Raw genomic sequence first — 19,629 nt, forward strand, 5'->3', positions numbered from 1 at the left:
GTTGTTTTTTTAATGTTCAAATGGTAAATCTGAAGCTAATTGTACCTCTTGATCATTATGAGAAATTACTTGGCTTTTCTCTAAAGCTGTATCTGTTAATGAAATACCCCATGCCATTGCTAACGTTAATAGACTACCAATAAGTAGTTTTTTCATATTCCATCACCCACATCGTTTTCTTTTAATATATCATGAAAATTTATCCACAACTTATGCAATTATGCATACCCATTTTTTGGAGATTTAATTACTTTTTGTGGATGTAACTTACGAAATATACCACTATACATATTCCAAATCATTTTAATTTAAATACTTCTTTTTTTTTAATAACGTCTCTTTGTAAGAATGTAAATCTAATAAATCAAAGAAGAAAGACGCTTTTTTATACACTTCTTTAATATCATCTGATGAATACTCTAATTTCTCAAGACACTCGCCCTTTTGATAATACAATTGACCGATTAATTCCATACTTCCCATATACCGAGAAGCTTCAATCGCTTCATTTACTTGATACAATGCCTCTTCAAACTGATCACTCAAATATAAAGCTTTTGCATAATTGTATCGAACTTTAACTGTGAATGCCTCATTATTATGTAGCGATTCTAACCGTTCTAAAATAGCTCGAAATGAAGTTATTGCCCTATCTAATTGATTATTTTCTGCACAAATACTTGCAATAGAATTTTCAATATATAAATTTTGAAATACATCTATCCCTCCGTATGATTGATGTACAATTTTTTTTAACTCTAAAATGCAATATTCAAAATTAATTTTCTGTAAAACATATGCAGATAAGTAATAGTACCAAAGAAGAAACTGATTAAATTCTGGATGAAACTTTTCTTTTTTTAATTCATTTGAAACAATGCTATAAATTTCAGCATATTGTTTCTTCTTACTCAACATTTGAATTCTATCTTTAAATAACTTTTTCCTCTCAATATCGGAATAAATGAGTACCTCATAAAAATGAATAATGGGAACTTGTAATTTTGCTGCTATACCTTGCAGTATATCCATACTTGGGTATACCGCGCCCGATTCAATTCGGCTCACTTCCGATTGATGACATACATTATCGGAGAGTTGTTTCTGTGTTAATCCTCTCATTACCCTAATTTTCTTTATTTCACTTCCTAATTTTTCTGCGTGCATACTTACTCACCATCCCATTATAACAATCTAATTTTTTTAAGTTGTCATACCACTACAATAATGTGAATTCGACAATTTTTGATATGAAATAATGCATAATATATATAAAATTCGGCTAATTCCTCATACAATTCATCTCACATACACAATACAAGATTAGGAGTGTTATAGATGAATTATAGAAAACTTGCTAGTGCTGTCGTTACATTCGGTCTTCTTTGTCCTTTATCAACAGAAGCTATTCACGCTCAAGAATTAGATAAAAATGAAGTGAAAGTTGAAATTGCTCAGCCTGGTTTAACAATCGGAAAATTAACACAACCTCAAAACGATACAAAAGAGAATATTGCTAAAAAGTATTTAAAAGGTGAGGTAAATGGGGCTAAAGCTCAACAAGAGCAAGTTACTACTGAAAAGAATGTCGATTTTCAACCTACAAATAAAGAAACAAAAGAAAATCAAACCGAATTACGCCTTGCACAAACATACAAAAATTATAAAGTATATGGTCAAGATCTCATTGTAAAAGTAGATAAAAATGGAGTAATTACAACTGTTAGTGGTAAAGTTGCCCAAAATTTAGACCAACAACTTAATCTTACTATAACAAATTTTTTGTCGAAAAATGAAGTAAAATCTAAATTACGCAATATACTTCAAATTCCAAGTGATGCGACAGAAACAGAATTTTCTAGCGAAACGGTAGTTTATAAGAAAAAAGATGGCTACTATACATACGCAACGGTCCTTACATTTACTTATGAAAACAATGAACAAGTTATAAACGGAAATGCAATCATGGACTTACAAACTGGTGAAGTACTTTTCCAAGAAAAGTTTATTAAAAATAAAGAGAATAAAACTATTAATCAAGTAACAGCACCTAAACTATCACCAGCGAAAGAACAAGGAACTGGGAAAAATGCGCTACAAGAAAATGTATTATTTAATATTGCGAAAGGCTCTGATGGAAAATTTTATTTAGCTGATTTATCCCGCGGAAATGGTATTTATATTTACAACGCAAACTACGCTGATTCCCTTGGTGGCGATAGCCAAGCTGGTTATCCAGGGACACTTATTTCAAGCGATAACTCTAACTTCTTAGATAAAGAAGCAGCTGGTGTTATGAAAAATATGAGTGATATTTACGACTATTTTAAGAAAGAACATAATCTGAAAAGTTACGATAATAAAGACTCAAAAGTTGTTGCTAGCGTCCACGGATTTGATTCTACTGAAGTTAGTGATGGTGTAAAAGAAAACTATGTAAATGCATTTTGGCATCCAGGTTGGAATCAAATGGTCTTTGGTGACGGGCTAAATGGAAAATTAACCTCTGCTCTTGACGTAACAGCTCATGAATTTGGACATGCTGTATTTAGTGGTACGACGAAAAATAAAATTGTGCGATATCCAAGTGCTGAAACATCTGCGCTAAATGAAGGTCTAGCAGATTTTTGGGGTACACAAATAGAATATTACGTAAAGAAAGATAAAGGAAATTGGATTATGGGTGATACGTTAGGTGGTCTAACAATTCGTGACATCCCAGGGGAAATTGGTGACGGCGGCAACAAACTATACACAAACTTAAAAGATTTCTATAATGATGGAAATGATCAAGAATCTCACGTGAATTCTGGAATTATCAGCCATGTATTATATCAATTAGCTGAAGGTAAAACGTATAACGGTATATCTGTTCAAAGACAAGGAAATGAAAAAGTAAGTAAAGTTGTTATGCGTGCATTGCAAAATTACGCAACTTCAGCAGAAGATTTTGAATCACTTCAATCCCACATCGTACAGGCTGCAAAAGATTTATATGGCAATACAACATCGACAGAATTCGAAAAGGCTTTCCAAGCACATGGATATAAAGCACTAGCAAAAATTAGTAAAGTAGTAGAAGTACAACAAGGAAAATAAGCAAAAAAGAAGTTTACCACTCATAGGTAAACTTCTTTTTATATCCATCCCTTTTCTTCCGCAATTGTAATTGCCTCAATTCTATTTTTTGCTTCCAGTTTCGCTAATACTTCAGAAATATAATTACGCACTGTACCAGGTGAAAGATAAAGTGCCTTCGCAATTTCATTTGCTGTCTTTCCCTCTTTCGCAAGTAACAGCACTTCTTTTTCACGATCCGATAACGGATTCTGCTCTTGCCATAAGCCAAACATTAACTCTTGAGAAATCTCTCGTTTCCCTTTCATTACGTTACGAATCGCCGAAGCTAAATCCTCACTTGGGCTATCTTTTAACAAATATCCGTGCACACCAGCTTTCATTGCCCTTTCAAAATACCCAGGACGCGCAAATGTTGTTAAAATCATTACTTTACAAGATGATTTTTCTTTCTTTAAAGTTTCTGCAACATCTAATCCACTTTGAATTGGCATTTCAATATCCATAATACTTATATCTGGCTCTAACGATTCAATTAACTTTAAGGCCTCTTCACCGTTCGCCGCTTGCCCAACTACTTCAATATCATCTTCTAGATCAAGCAGGGCTCCTAATGCACCACGAAGCATTCGTTGATCTTCTGCAATAATAATTCGAATCATGCCCTCACCTCATCTTTTCCTGTTCTAATTACAATTGGAACTTTCACCGTTAACAGTGTCCCTGGATTGATCGTATCCAGTTCAACTACTCCATCAATAAGGGAAATCCGCTCCTTCATACCTCGAATACCGTTTCCATCATGACTTTGATTTTCCAAACCGACGCCATTATCTTCTACTTTCAAAATCAACTCACCTTGTGATTCTAATATAGAAACTGTACATGCCTTTGCCTTACTATGCTTCACGACATTCGTAACAGCTTCACGTAAACACATACCTAAAATATTTTTTTCAATTGGTGATAACGAGCTAGAATTAGCCTCCTGCTTTACTTCTAATTCAATATTGGCAGCTTGCAAAATCGCTTTTATTTGCTCAAGTTCTTCTTCCACTGTAATCATACGCATATCAGAAATTAATTCTCTCAGCTGTTTTAAAGCGGTGCGAGATGTTTGTGTAATTTCCTTCGCTTCCATACTTGCACGATCTGGATTTTTCACAATTAACTTCTCCACGAGCTGGCTTTTCAAAGTAATAAGAGATAATGTGTGTCCTAACGTGTCATGAAGATCTCTTGCAATTCGCTGGCGCTCTTCACGTTTTACTAAGTCTTTAATTTGTTCATTTGCTTCGTTTAATTGATTTTTCAACATCTTTTTTTGATTAAAATTACGCATTCCAAATGGCGTAAGAAGCATTAAAATAAACATTGGAACTATATTCACTAAATTTGTAGTTGTTAAATGCTTAAAATATACGAATATAAAGGCCCCAAGCATTGTAATCAACAGTCCTAACAACACTCGAAATACTTTCTTACTTGGCGCAAAGCCCATCGCACTTGCCGTGAAAAAACCAAAAAATATCATAAAAGCATTATAAAATAAGGCAAATAAAAAGATGAGTACCATTTGAATACATGCCCATAAAATGAACGTCTTATTAACAAAATAAAGTTGACGGTATGTGATAATAAAAAGCACCAACATACCGCTCCCTATCCCAAGTTTCCACCCTGATACCTGCGTTAGATGGTAAATCGGAAATAACAGATACACTAACCACATATATGGGAAGAAACCCATCTGTTTCGGAAAAATCTCAAACTTCTTCTCTATCATTTATACCGCTTCCTGTCTTTTCCTTATATATATTGATACTACAACAAATATAAGGAAATAACCTCCTAGTACCGCTATATTTCCCCACCCAACTGACTTCCCAGCTACAATATCCCATGCCCCACTACCAAAATGATATGTCGGTGTCCATTCTCCAATAGACCTTAATACTTTTGGGAATACTTCTATCGGCATCCATAATCCGCCAACTACCGCTAAGCTCATATTTAAAATATTAGCCAGGCCAGCAGCTGCATCTGCCTTCTTAATTGAACCTATTACTGTTCCGAGTGCTAAAAATGGTGTCACGCCTAATAATAACCATAATCCGGCACCAATCCATTGACCTACTGTTAACTCAACATTATTAATTAATATTCCTGCCATAAAAATAACTAAGATTGAAAAAGCATTCACTACTGTTTGGGCAATAATCTTTGCTGCTAAATATGCCCCCTCTGGAAGTGGTGTAATTTTTAAAAGATGTGTCCATCCTTGCCCTTTTTCCTGAGAAAGTCTCACACCGAAACTAAAAAGTGCAGTCCCTACAATACTGAAAGTCGCCATTGAAATTAAATAATGAGCTTTCCAAGCATCTCCGTTTTGTGGTACTTGAATAACATTTGTAAAGATGTAGTAAAACATAACTGGCATTAATAATGAGAAAAAGATAAATAATTTATTACGGAACGTACGTAAAACCTCTATTTTACATTGCATCCATAGTGCTCTCATGCGATTTCCCCCTTCTGATTTGCGACAAACTGTTCAAATGCTTCATCGAGACTTCCACGTTCAACTGAAATATCTGTTACAGGTAAGTTCTTTTGATAAATTGCTTGTAACGTGGCATCGGTATCCTCCGTTGTTAAAATAATCCGCCCCTCATTTGACTGTACTCCTGTTACATTCGGCAATTCCTTTAGCAGGCCCGTAGGGATACTTTCTTTTGAATAAAACGAGATCGTTTTTCGAGAAATCGTCGCTTTCATTTCATCCGGCGTACCATCTGCGATAATTTTTCCGTTTGCGAATAATAAAATGCGGTCCGCTAACGCATCTGCTTCTTCTAAATAGTGCGTCGTTAAAATAATCGTTTTCCCTTCACTTGCTAACTTTCGAATCGTTTCCCAAAACACTTTTCGAGACGTAATGTCCATCCCTACAGTTGGTTCATCTAAAAATAATAAATCTGGATTTCCCGCAAGTGCGAGTGCAAAATTCAACCTTCTCTTTTGACCACCTGATAACTTTTCACATCTTTGCTTTCGCTCTGATTCTAAATTCGATAGCTGAAGTAATGTTTCTTTCGCTACTGGATTCGTATAATAACTACGGAATAACTCAATTGCCTCTTCTACTGTGATGCTGTCAATAACGCTTACTTCTTGCAACATCGCACCGAGGCTATTACGAACATCTCTATGCTTCGGGCTCTTTCCAAATATCGAAACATTCCCTTCTGTCGGATCTTTTAATCCGAGCATCATTGAAATTGTCGTTGTTTTCCCCGCACCATTTGGGCCGAGTAATGCTACTATTTGCCCTTTATTTACATGAAATGAAACGTTATTTACTGCTTTTTTATGTTTAAATGTTTTAGAAACACCATTTACTTCAATAATCTTTTCCATCTCTCCACCCCCGCCGTTTCTTATATTTACATTGTATGTGCTGGAAAAGTTAGGAAACAGTATGATGCGTCATGACATCCATATGACAATTGTCATGTATTCTTTATGAGAGGAATCAGCCTGCATACCGCATGCGAGTAGCAGTACAAAAACAAACATGATACAATCGGATAAGACATATATTCGAGGAAGGACAGTGGTTTTCATGATTATTCGTAATGAACAAGATTTAGAAGGTTTACGAAAAATCGGCCGCATCGTTGCACTTGCACGCGAAGAAATGAAAAAACAAGCGAAGCCAGGTATGACAACGAAAGAGCTTGATTTAATTGGTAAAAAAGTATTAGACGAGAACGGTGCTATTTCAGCGCCTGAAAAAGAATATAAATTCCCAGGTGTAACTTGCATTAGTGTAAACGAAGAAGTTGCTCACGGCATTCCAAGCGATCGCGTATTAAAAGAAGGCGATTTAGTAAACGTAGACGTATCGGCAGCACTTGACGGATATTATGCAGATACAGGTATCTCATTTGTTCTTGGCGACGATGAAGAAAAAGAAAAACTTTGCCAAGCAGCAGTAGACTCATTTTGGGAAGCAATGAAAAAAGTAAAAGCTGGCTCAAAACAAAATCAAATTGGTCGTGCTGTTTCTAACTTTGCACATAAAAGTGGATATAACGTTATTCAAAACTTAACTGGTCACGGTATTGGTCTTAGCTTACACGAAGCTCCAAACCACATCTTAAGCTACTATGATCCAATGGATAATGCGCTTCTAAAAGACGGTCTTGTTATCGCTGTAGAACCATTCATCTCTATGAAAGCTGATCATATCATTGAGCGCGGTGATGATGGTTGGACATTCGTTACACCAGATAAAAGCCTTGTTGCACAATGTGAACATACAGTCGTTGTAACGCGCGGTGAACCGATTATCTTAACAGAAATATAATAAAAAAACAGCCGTTTTGTAGATTCCTTCTACTAAGCGGCTGTTCTTTATTATATTTAGGTATGTAAAAGCTTATATAAATAAAAAGGTGATGCCTCAAAGTATCACCTTTTTAACGGGGTGAGGCTGTCCAAAAGTACGGAAAACCTTTGAACAGCCTCGTATTTTCATATGGATGCCTTACATATATCACTGATGATAATTATGAAATGCGGAAACATAGTTATCATCACATGATTCAAACAAAAGAAAAGAAACCCTATGACAGATCTCTTTTCCCCACATAATCTAAAGTTTGGGTACACTAGATTCATGCAATGTAGGAGCCTTCAGAACTGAAAGCAATCCTTCATTTAAAATGATAGCATACATATATCTGCTGAAAATATACAAATGTGCATATAGCGTTTTTTATTTCTCAACATTAAATTATTGAAAATTCAGATATATAAAGTTAAAATTAAGTCGTTATCCGTCTTCTTTTGTCAGTCAGAGAGAATAGAAGAATGGGAGAGGAAAAAATGAGAAAATCACTGAAACAAAAAATAGTAAGCTCCTTGCTTGCTGTATCACTCGCCGTTAGTTTAGCTCCAATCGGACAAGCAAAAGCTGATTCCACGTCAGAAATTACACAAACTCCATCTATTACAAAACAAGTTGATGCAAGCCGCGCCATCGAGCATATCCGTTTCTTATCCGAAACAATCGGTCCCCGACCAGGTGGTACAAAATCAGAAGAATGGGCTTCTCGCTATGTTGGTATGAAGCTTAAATCAATGGGATATGAAGTAGAATATCAGCCCTTTCAAGTGCCGGATCAATACGTTGGATTTATTGAATCAACATTATCCACAAAGCGTAATTGGCAAGCTGGCGCTGCTCCAAATGCACTAATTTCTACAGAAGCTGTTACAGCTCCGCTTATCTTTGTTCAAGGTGGTACAAAGTTGGATGATATTCCAAATGAGGTAAACGGAAAAATTGTTTTATTCGAAAGAGGTGCAACAGTAGCAGATTATAATAAACAAGTTGAAAATGCTGTTAGTAAAGGGGCAAAAGGTGTACTTTTATACAGCTTAATTGGAGGTCGTGGAAACTACGGACAAACCTTCAATCCTCGCTTAACTAAAAAGCAGTCTATCCCTGTCTTTGGTCTTGCTTATGCTCAAGGAAATGCGTTTAAAGAAGCAATTGCTAAAAAAGAGACAACAATGCTTTCCCTAAAAGCGAGACATGAATCTAATTTAACATCCCTAAATGTCATCGCTAAAAAGAAACCAAAAAATAGTACAGGTAATGAAAAAGCTGTTGTTGTAAGTTCACACTATGATAGTGTCGTTGGAGCACCTGGGGCAAATGATAATGCTTCTGGTACAGGATTAGTATTAGAATTAGCTCGTGCTTTTCAAAATGTAGAAACTGATAAAGAAATTCGTTTTATTGCTTTTGGTTCTGAAGAAACTGGCTTACTCGGCTCTGATTATTATGTTAATAGTCTGTCCCAAAAAGAACGCGATCGAATTTTAGGTGTCTTTAACGCAGACATGGTTGCAACAAATTATGATAAAGCAAAGAATTTATATGCAATGACTCCTGATGGATCAACGAACCTTGTAACAGATGCTGCCTTACAAGCAGGTAAACAATTAAATAATGATCTCGTTCTTCAAGGAAAATTCGGCTCTAGTGATCACGTACCATTTGCTGAAGTGGGTATTCCTTCTGCACTATTTATTTGGATGGGTGTCGATAGTTGGAATCCATTAATCTATCATATCGAAAAGGTATATCACACGCCTCAAGATAATGTATTTGAGAACATTTCACCAGAACGTATGAAAATGGCATTAGAAGTTATCGGAACTGGTGTTTATAACACCCTTCAAAAACCTGTTACTCAAACAGGTCAAAAAGCTGCTTAATACTATTTCAAGCTACCGATTAATCGGTGGCTTTTTATTAAGGAAAAACAAATATGTATAATAGCATATTTGTTACATGGCGTTATTACCCTAAAAAAATCTTACTACATTAATTTAAGTATATCAATTATACGATTTATTGTGTATAATATAAAACGTAATATATTAATGTAATTGTATTATTGAATGGTATTACCATGTAGAATAATACTAGTAATTACATCTAATAAAGAAGGCTTTCTACTATGAAAAGATTATTCTTGCAGTTGTGTTAGCTTTAACAGTTATTTTTAGGAACAAATGCCTTTATTCCTGAAACAAACGCTGATGCAGCTACTCACGAGCAAAGCTTTACAAAATACTATTTCTAAATTAGCCATAAAAATGGCTATGCATTCATCCAAAACTTAACGGAACATGGTCATTGATCTTAAATTACATGAGATACCACACCACATTCTAAGCTTATGGTCCAATACATAATCGACTTATCAAAAACGATTTCATTGTTACTTTAGAGCCGCTTAGCTCTATGAAAGCTGACCATATTATTCGGCCGCTGATTGAGTCCAACCTGAAATTGTTCTCTTTTTTCTAAAAAAAGCCCTTCAGGTTGCATTCTTCCCTTCACTTTATCGTGAAGTGTTTTTGAATACTTACCTAAAGGGCGTAATATCAATAGTAATTTTTTAATTTGTCTGCTACTCAGATTACAGTGTAATCAATAATCTAAATCTTTTTTATTATTTTATTCGCTGACGAGCGAGTAGGATTCCACCTAAAAGGAATAATACCATACCTCCAAGAATTGAACTCATTTCTGCTGATGTTCCTCCTGTGTTAGGAAGTAATGTTGGCTTATCATTTTCTGTAGTAGGTGGAACTTTTGAATCGCTATTTTTGTCTGCATTTGTGTTTGGATCTGTACCTGGATCTTTTGGATTTGTGCTTGGATCTTTCGGATCTGTGCTTGGATCTTTCGGATCTGTACTTGGATCTTTTGGATCTACACCTGGTTCGTCCTTGATTTTTGTATTCGTGATGTCATAACCATTTACTTCGGATTTGTATCCCGCTACTGGTTGTTCTTTCACTTCATACTTGTACGCCTTACCTTCAGCATCATATGCTGCTAAATCTTTAAACGCATATTTCCAATCACTTGCTGTACTCACTTCTTGTGTTGCGATTACTTGGCCATTTTGTAGTAAGTCTACTTTAATCATTGAAGGACGTTCTTTCGCATTATCGTCTTTCCACGTTTTCGTTCCTTCTACTTTTGTTTGACCAACCTTTGTATTCGTGATGTCATAACCATGTACTTCTGTTTGATATCCGTCTACTGCTTGTTCTTTCACTTCATACTTGTATGCTTTTCCGTCTGCATCATATGCTGCTAAATCTTTAAATTCATATTTCCAGCCTGTTGCTTTGCTTACTTCTTGCGTCGCAATCACTTTGCCGTTTTGTAGTAAGTCTACTTTAATTGCTTTCGGACGATCTTTCGCATTATCGTCTTTCCACATTTTTGTTCCTTCTACTTTTGTTTGGCTTACTTTTGTATTCGTGATGTCATATCCTTTTACTTCGGATTGATATCCGTCTACTGGTTGCTCTTTCACTTCATACTTATATGCTTTTCCTTCAGCATCGTATGCCGCTAAATCTGTAAACACATATTTCCATTCGCTCGCTGCGCTTACTTCTTTTGTATCGATAACCTGGCCGTTTTGTAGTAAGTCTACTTTAATTGCTTTCGGACGATCTTTCGCATTATCGTCTTTCCACATTTTTGTTCCTTCTACTTTTGTTTGGCTTACTTTTGTATTCGTGATGTCATATCCTTTTACTTCGGATTGATATCCGTCTACTGGTTGCTCTTTCACTTCATACTTATATGCTTTTCCTTCAGCATCGTATGCCGCTAAATCTGTAAACACATATTTCCATTCGCTCGCTGCGCTTACTTCTTTTGTATCGATAACCTGGCCGTTTTGTAGTAAGTCTACTTTAATTGCTTTCGGACGATCTTTCGCATTATCGTCTTTCCACATTTTTGTTCCTTCTACTTTTGTTTGGCTTACTTTTGTATTCGTGATGTCATATCCTTTTACTTCGGATTGATATCCGTCTACTGGTTGCTCTTTCACTTCATACTTATATGCTTTTCCTTCAGCATCGTATGCCGCTAAATCTGTAAACACATATTTCCATTCGCTCGCTGCGCTTACTTCTTTTGTATCGATAACCTGGCCATTTTGTAGTAAGTCTACTTTAATCATCGTCGGACGATCTTTCGCATTATCATCCTTCCACGTTTTCGTTCCTTCTACTTTCGTCTTGCCTATTTTTGTATTCGTGATGTCATTACCTTTTACTTCCGATTGATATCCGTCTACTGCTTGTTCTTTCACTTCATACTTATATGCCTTGCCTTCGGCATCGTATGCCGCTAAATCTGTAAACACATATTTCCATTCGCTTGCTGCGCTTACTTCTTTTGTATCGATTACCTTGCCATTTTGTAGTAGGTCGACTTTGATTATTTCTGGACGTCCTTCACCATTTCCGTCCTTCCATACCTTCGTTCCTTCTACTTTTGTTTGACCAATCTTTGTATTCGTGATGTCATTACCCTTTACTTCTGTTTGATATCCGTCTACTGCTTGTTCTTTCACTTCATACTTGTATGCCTTACCTTCGGCATCGTATGCCGCTAAATCTTTAAATTCATACTTCCAACCGCTTGCTTCTGTTACTTCTTGTGTTGCGATTACTTGGCCATTTTGTAGTAAGTCTACTTTAATCATATTTGGACGATCTTTCGCATTATCGTCTTTCCACGTTTTCGTTCCTTCTACTTTTGTTTGACCAACTTTAGTATTCGTGATGTCATAACCATGTACTTCTGTTTGATATCCGTCTACTGCTTGTTCTTTCACTTCATACTTATATGCCTTACCTTCGGCATCATATGCCGCTAAATCTTTGAATTCATACTTCCAACCGCCTGCTTCTATTACTTCTTGCGTTGCGATTACTTGGCCATTTTGTAGTAAGTCTACTTTAATCATATTCGGACGATTTTTCGCATTATCGTCTTTCCATGTTTTCGTTCCTTCTACTTTTGTTTGCGCCACTTTTGTATTTGTAATGTCATAACCTCTTACTTTGGATTGATATCCGTCTACTGGTTGCTCTTTCACTTCATACTTATATGCTTTTCCTTCAGCATCGTATGCCGCTAAATCTGTAAACACATATTTCCATTCGCTCGCTGCGCTTACTTCTTTTGTATCGATAACCTGGCCATTTTGTAGTAAGTCTACTTTGATCATTGAAGGACGTTCTGATGAATTACCGTCTTTCCATGTTTTCGTTCCTTCTACTTTTGTTTGACCAACCTTTGTATTCGTGATGTCATATCCTTTTACTTCTGTTTGATATCCGTCTACTGCTTGTTCTTTCACTTCATACTTGTATGCCTTACCTTCGGCATCATATGCCGCTAAATCTTTGAATTCATATTTCCAACCTGTTACTTCTGTTACTTCTTGTGTTGCGATTACTTGGCCATTTTGTAGTAAGTCTACTTTAATCATCGTCGGACGATCTTTCGCATTATCATCCTTCCACGTTTTCGTTCCTTCTACTTTCGTCTTGCCTATTTTTGTATTCGTGATGTCATTACCTTTTACTTCCGATTGATATCCGTCTACTGCTTGTTCTTTCACTTCATACTTATATGCCTTGCCTTCGGCATCGTATGCCGCTAAATCTGTAAACACATATTTCCATTCGCTTGCTGCGCTTACTTCTTTTGTATCGATTACCTTGCCATTTTGTAGTAGGTCGACTTTGATTATTTCTGGACGTCCTTCACCATTTCCGTCCTTCCATACCTTCGTTCCTTCTACTTTTGTTTGACCAATCTTTGTATTCGTGATGTCATTACCTTTTACTTCTGTTTGATATCCGTCTACTGCTTGTTCTTTCACTTCATACTTATATGCCTTACCTTCGGCATCATATGCCGCTAAATCTTTGAATTCATACTTCCAACCGCCTGCTTCTATTACTTCTTGCGTTGCGATTACTTGGCCATTTTGTAGTAAGTCTACTTTAATCATATTCGGACGATCTTTCGCATTATCGTCTTTCCATGTTTTCGTTCCTTCTACTTTTGTTTGCGCCACTTTTGTATTTGTAATGTCATAACCTTTTACTTTGGATTGATATCCGTTTACTGGTTGCTCTTTCACTTCATACTTATATGCTTTTCCTTCAGCATCGTATGCCGCTAAATCTGTAAACACATATTTCCATTCGCTTGCTGCGCTTACTTCTTTTGTATCGATTACCTTGCCATTTTGTAGTAGGTCGACTTTGATTATTTCTGGACGTCCTTCACCGTTTCCGTCCTTCCATACCTTCGTTCCTTCTACTTTTGTTTGACCAATCTTTGTATTCGTGATGTCATTACCTTTTACTTCTGTTTGATATCCGTCTACTGCTTGTTCTTTTACTTCATACTTATATGCCTTGCCTTCGGCATCGTATGCCGCTAAATCTTTGAATTCATATTTCCAACCTGTTACTTCTGTTACTTCTTGTGTTGCGATTACTTGGCCATTTTGTAGTAAGTCTACTTTAATCATCGTCGGACGATCTTTCGCATTATCATCCTTCCACGTTTTCGTTCCTTCTACTTTCGTCTTGCCTATTTTTGTATTCGTGATGTCATTACCTTTTACTTCCGATTGATATCCGTCTACCGGTTGTTCTTTCACTTTATACTCGTAAGCTACTCCGTTTGCATCGTATGCTTGGAGGTTTTCAAATGTGTACTTCCAATTTGTTGCTGCTGTTACTTCTTTTGTGTCTACTACTTTACCATTTTGTAGTAAGTCGACTTTAATCATTGAAGGACGACCTTTCGCATTATCGTCTTTCCACGTTTTCGTTCCTTCTACTTTTGTTTGACCAACCTTTGTATTCGTGATGTCATATCCTTTGACTTCGGATTGATATCCATCTACCGCTTGTTCTTTCACTTTATACACGTAAGCTACTCCGCTTGCATCGTATGCTTGGAGGTTTTCAAATGTGTACTTCCAATTTGTTACTTTGCTTACTTCTTTTGTGTCTACTACTTTACCGTTTTGTAGTAAATCTACTTTAATCATCGTCGGACGATCTGTTGCATTGTTATCGTTCCAAGTCTTTGTTCCTTCTACTTTCGTTTCGCCTACTTTTGTATTTGTGATGTCATATCCTTTGACTTCGGATTGATATCCTTTTACTGGTTGTTCCTTCACTGTATACTCGTAAGCTACTCCGCTTGCATCATATGCTTCTAAATCTGCGAATATATATTTCCAACCCATTACTGCTAGTACATCTTGTGTTTTTATCACATTTCCATTTTGTAGTAAGTTGACTTTGATCATTACCGGACGGTCTGTTGCATTTCCGTCTTTCCACATCTTCGTTCCTTCTACTGTCAATTTCGCTACTTTTGTATTTATGATGTCATATCCTTTGACTTCGGATTGATATCCATCTACTGCTTGTTCTTTCACTTTATACTCGTAAGCTACTCCGTTTACATCGTATGCTTGTAGGTTTTCAAATGTGTACTTCCAATTTGTTGCTTTGCTTACTTCTTTTGTGTCTACTACTTTACCATTTTGTAGTAAGTCTACTTTAATCATCGTCGGACGATCTGTTGCGTTGTTATCGTTCCAAGTCTTTGTTCCTTCTACCTTCGTTTCGCCTACTTTTGTATTTGTGATGTCATATCCTTTTACTTCGGATTGATATCCATCTACTGCTTGTTCTTTCACTTCATACTTATATGCCTTACCTTCAGCATCGTATGACGCTAAATCTTTGAATTCATATTTCCAGCCTGTCACTTCTGTTACTTCTTGTGTTGCGATTACTTGGCCATTTTGTAGTAAGTCTACTTTAATCATCGTCGGACGATCTTTCGCATTATCGTCTTTCCACGTTTTCGTTCCTTCTACTTTTGTTTGACCAACTTTAGTATTCGTGATGTCATAACCATGTACTTCTGCTTGATATCCGTCTACTGCTTGTTCTTTTACTTCATACTTGTATGCTACTCCGTTTGCATCGTATGCTTGGAGGTTTTCAAATGTGTACTTCCAATTTGTTGCTTTGCTTACTTCTTTTGTGTCTACTACTTTACCATTTTGTAGTAAGTCTACTTTAATCATTTCCGGACGATCTTTCGCATTATCGTCTTTCCATGTTTTCGTTCCTTCTACTTTCGTCTTGCTTACTTTTGTATTCGTAATGTCATAACCTTTTACTTCGGATTGATATCCGTCTACTGGTTGTTCTTTTACTTCATACTTATATGCCTTACCTTCGGTATCGTATGCCACTAAATCTGTAAACGCATATTTCCATTCGCTTGCTGCGCTTACTTCTTTTGTATCGATTACCTTGCCATTTTGTAGTAGGTCTACTTTGATGGTTTCTGGACGCCCTTCACCATTTCCGTCCTTCCATACCTTCGTTCCTTCTACTTTTGTTTGACCAACCTTTGTATTCGTGATGTCATAACCTTTTACTTCTGTTTGATATCCGTCTACTGCTTGTTCTTTCACTTCGTACTTATATGCCTTACCTTCGGCATCGTATGCCGCTAAATCTTTGAATTCATATTTCCAACCTGTTGCTTTGCTTACTTCTTGCGTCGCAATCACTGTACCATTTTGTAGTAGGTCTACTTTAATCATTTCCGGACGATCTTTCGCGTTATCGTCTTTCCATGTTTTCATTCCTTCTACTTTTGTTTCGCCTACTTTTGTATTTGTGATGTCATAACCGTTGACTTCCGGTTTGTATCCATCTACTGCTTGTTCTTTCACTTCATACTTGTATGCTACTCCGTTTGCATCATATGCTTGGAGGTTTTCAAATGTGTACTTCCATTCTGTTGCTGCTGTTATTTCTTTTGTGTCTACTACTTTACCATTTTGTAAAAGGTCTACTTTGATCATTGTCGGACGATCTTTCGCATTATCGTCTTTCCATGTCTTCGTTCCTTCTACTTTTGTTTCGCCTACTTTTGTATTTGTGATGTCATAACCATTTACTTTTGATTCGTATCCATCTACCTGCTGTTCTTTCACTTCATACTTGTATGCTACTCCATTTTCATCATACGCTGCTAAATCTTTAAACTCATACTTCCAACCTGCTGCTTCACTTACTTCTTGCGTCGCAATCACTGTTTCTTTTTGTGCTTGTGAGTTATCTTTTTGTACTAAATCTACTTTGATGGTTTTCGGACGATCTGACGCATTGTTATCGTTCCACGTCTTCGTTCCTGAAACTGATGTCTTACCTACTTTTGTATTCGTGATGTCATAACCATTTACTTTTGATTCGTATCCATCTACCGGCTGTTCTTTCACTTCATACTTGTATGCTTTTCCATTTTCATCGAACGCTACTAAATCTTTAAATTCATACTTCCAACCTGTTTCTTTGCTTACTTCTTGTGTCGCAATCACTGTACCGTTTTGTAGTAAGTCTACTTTGATGGCTTTATGCTCTTCCTCTGTACCACCTTTCCACGTCTTCGTTCCTGCAACTGATGTCTTGCCTATTTTTGTATTCGTGATGTCATAACCATTTACTTTTGATTCGTATCCGTCTACTGCTTGTTCTTTCACTTCATACTTATATGCTTTTCCGTCTGCATCGTTTATCGCTAAATCTTTAAATTCATATTTCCAGCCTGTTGCTTCGCTTACTTCTTGCGTCATAATCACTGTACCGTTTTGTAGTAAGTCTACTTTAATCATCGTCGGACGACCTTCCGCATTTCCGTCCTTCCATGTTTTCGTTCCTTCTACTTTGGTTGTTTGTACCACTTTTGTATTTGTAATGTCATAACCATTTACTTCTGTTGTGTATCCATCTATCGGTTGTTCTTTTACTTCATACTTGTACGCTACTCCATTTGCATCATAAACTGCTAGGTTGTCAAATTTGTATTTCCAACCATCCGCCGCTGTTACTTCTTTCGTGTCTACTATTTTCTCATTTTGTAGTAATTCTACTTTGATTGAACTTGGACGATCTTTCTCGTTATCGCCTTTCCACATCTTCGTTCCTGAAACAGATGTAGTTTTCACTTTATTTGGAATATCCAGTTCGACTCCATTTTCATCATCTGATTTTATTTCAAACTCTACTTTTTTCTGAGGATCGAAATCAATATAGTCTGGAGCTGAAACCTCTTGTACATAATATTTACCTGGTGATAATTGAGGAGTTTCAACTATCCCTTTTTCATTTGTTGTATATTCGCCCCCAACTTGTTCACCAGACTCTTTATACAACTTAAACGAAACATTCGGGATTATTTTTTCTTTATTTCCTTCAATATGTTTAATAATTTTCAGCTTTCCTTTTGGGACCTTGTTACCGGTAGCACCACCGCCAGCTGTCATATTTTCGACTGGATGAGTACCCGATTCAGTAACTGGTTCTTCGTTTAAAACTTGGTAATCAATCGTATAATCATTCTTAAAAAAATCTTGCGTCTTCCCAGCTTCCGTTATAGTAGATGTATAACCAATCGAAAAGGAGGCAAGACGTGCTTTATCCTTATTAAGCACAACTTTAAATGATTTGTCTCCGGTAAAGGTAATTGTTCCGTAACCTTGCCCTTCAAGCTCTTGTAGCGTTAAAGATCGACGACCTAAATCATCATCTACAATTATATAGAAACTATCCTTATTAAGTGTTTGACCTTCCTGTAAATTATCAGTCACAACAATATCACGACTTAACTCTTCTTTAGCTAAGTTTATATTCAAGAACCAACGTACTTCATCGTCCTTACCTGAGTTCATATCACCAGTTTTATAAAAAAACGGTGGCTTTCCAGGATCTGTACCACCACCACTGCTTGGGCCGGTAATTGTTACAGATTGCTTATCTACATTTGTACCAAAATTGGTTTCAATCTCTTTCTTTTGATCCGTTCCTACATTAGTAGCTTCCACGAAAAAGTTTAAATACCCTTGAATATTTTCATGTGTATCCACTTTATCATTAAATGTACATACCACAGTACCTGCTGTAACTTTACAAGTACCATAGTCATTTAATAGAAACTCGCTATTTAATCCTTTTAATTCTGGAGGCAGTGTTAATGTTAGTGTGTCTCCAGGCTTCAGCCTAAGTCCATCTTTTTCACTGAAGTTTACAGTTACTTTAGTCCGTTCTGTGGTACTTAGATTTGTTTTACCAATCTGAAAACTATCCACAAGTCCTGCTGTGTTTAGCTCTTGTGCATTTGCTACTATAGGTAGCAAACTCTGACCTATAGTAAACATGAAAATCATTATAATCGAAAAAATCGAAGTAATTCTTTTTAAATACATATTTTATGTTATCCTCCTATAAAATTAAAAATAGATAGATCCTGGTACAAGCATACTATGACAAAGATTCTATTATTCAATGTCATTAAGCCACTTTACTTAAATATTTTCGATAGCTATTATCATCTTTTTCTCTTTTTTCAACCCTTCTATTACTTAGAAACTTGCAGTTTGACTCTTATATAGATTCATCTAATTTCTCTGATGTTTCATTTCTCGTATATACTGTTTAACAAAAACAGATACAGGACAAATTTCGATAAAGAAATTCAAATTACAAGTACACATGAACGGACCACAGAATAACTTCAAAGTTAGAAGGAGACAATTTGAAAAGTACTCACGATAAAGCTCATGACAGCCATTGTCGTCTTATTATGCTGTAAAATTTCCGGAATTTCTCCAAACCCAATGCAAACGCTCGCTCTATAAATACCGAAAAATTCGTTACCGGCAAGTATGGCCTAGCTACTTCACAGTAAATATGCATTTGGTCAACTTCCTTACTTATCCTCCTAAAGAATAACAAGAAGTACCATCTATAATCGAAATTAGCATATCAGCCGAGGAAGATTACGATTGTGAAACATGCTAGGATACTCGTATTCTAAAAAATGTTATTGAAGATGCATTTTCTGCCATTATGAGTTGAGGTGAAATTGGCCATATGTTAAAACGTTTTGTGTTTAGTTACACAGCCGACCTACACACCGAAACAAGTAGAACAAGAAGCGTTCCACCGCCAGCATTATATAATTAAAAACGCTCTGGATGAAGTATTGTTTGCCTATGCAAGATGATAGTCATATTCTCCAAATTTGAA

General features: G+C 36.3%; 10 protein-coding genes. 3 read left to right on the top strand and 7 right to left on the bottom strand.

The features are described 5' to 3' along the window. Positions 1-9 precede the first annotated feature (9 nt). Together papR and QCI77_RS27110 are read right to left on the bottom strand one after the other, a co-directional pair. Positions 10-156 (bottom strand): quorum-sensing peptide PapR, encoded by a 147-nt coding sequence (papR, locus tag QCI77_RS27105; protein ID WP_000734740.1) that lies wholly within the window; start codon positions 154-156, stop codon positions 10-12. A 147-nt stretch (positions 157-303) separates the two neighbouring features. Then, the gene (locus tag QCI77_RS27110; protein WP_002130082.1) at positions 304-1,167 is read right to left on the bottom strand and encodes a helix-turn-helix domain-containing protein; all 864 of its coding nucleotides are present in this window, start codon (positions 1,165-1,167) and stop codon (positions 304-306) included. Between the two features lie 171 nt (positions 1,168-1,338). Between QCI77_RS27110 and QCI77_RS27115 the strand changes: the two genes are divergently transcribed. Beyond that, positions 1,339-3,099: a M4 family metallopeptidase gene (locus QCI77_RS27115; protein ID WP_113770384.1), complete on the top strand. Its 1,761-nt coding sequence runs from the start codon at positions 1,339-1,341 to the stop codon at positions 3,097-3,099. 38 nt (positions 3,100-3,137) lie between these two features. Here QCI77_RS27115 and QCI77_RS27120 read toward each other — a convergent pair whose 3' ends face one another. From QCI77_RS27120 to QCI77_RS27135, 4 genes are read right to left on the bottom strand one after another with little or no spacing between them, the layout of a single operon-like run. Continuing rightward, on the bottom strand, positions 3,138-3,740 hold the full coding sequence (locus tag QCI77_RS27120) for a response regulator transcription factor (RefSeq protein ID WP_113733735.1): 603 nt from the start codon (positions 3,738-3,740) through the stop codon (positions 3,138-3,140). Next, on the bottom strand, positions 3,737-4,864 hold the full coding sequence (locus tag QCI77_RS27125; protein ID WP_353825720.1) for a sensor histidine kinase: 1,128 nt from the start codon (positions 4,862-4,864) through the stop codon (positions 3,737-3,739). The genes QCI77_RS27120 and QCI77_RS27125 overlap by 4 nt, the downstream gene beginning before the upstream one ends. Further along, positions 4,865-5,599, bottom strand: a complete 735-nt coding sequence (locus QCI77_RS27130; protein WP_341026257.1) for an ABC transporter permease — start codon at positions 5,597-5,599, stop codon at positions 4,865-4,867. Then, on the bottom strand, positions 5,596-6,498 hold the full coding sequence (locus QCI77_RS27135) for an ABC transporter ATP-binding protein (protein WP_002034877.1): 903 nt from the start codon (positions 6,496-6,498) through the stop codon (positions 5,596-5,598). Before QCI77_RS27135 ends, QCI77_RS27130 begins: the two co-directional genes overlap by 4 nt. Positions 6,499-6,655: 157 nt before the next feature. On the opposite strand from QCI77_RS27135, the gene map reads away from it, so the two are divergent. Together map and QCI77_RS27145 are read left to right on the top strand one after the other, a co-directional pair. Further along, positions 6,656-7,450 (top strand): type I methionyl aminopeptidase, encoded by a 795-nt coding sequence (map, locus tag QCI77_RS27140; protein WP_105586089.1) that lies wholly within the window; start codon positions 6,656-6,658, stop codon positions 7,448-7,450. 521 nt (positions 7,451-7,971) lie between these two features. Further along, complete coding sequence (locus QCI77_RS27145) at positions 7,972-9,372, top strand: M28 family metallopeptidase (RefSeq protein WP_060749295.1); 1,401 nt, start codon at positions 7,972-7,974, stop codon at positions 9,370-9,372. Positions 9,373-10,115: 743 nt separating this feature from the next. On the opposite strand, the gene QCI77_RS27150 is transcribed toward QCI77_RS27145, so the two are convergent. Then, on the bottom strand, positions 10,116-18,758 hold the full coding sequence (locus tag QCI77_RS27150; RefSeq protein ID WP_353825722.1) for a Cna B-type domain-containing protein: 8,643 nt from the start codon (positions 18,756-18,758) through the stop codon (positions 10,116-10,118). Between the last annotated feature and the right edge of the window lie 871 nt (positions 18,759-19,629).

It is taken from the genome of Bacillus cereus group sp. MG9 (assembly GCF_040459995.1).
GTDB classification, from domain to species: Bacteria; Bacillota; Bacilli; order Bacillales; family Bacillaceae_G; genus Bacillus_A; species Bacillus_A mycoides.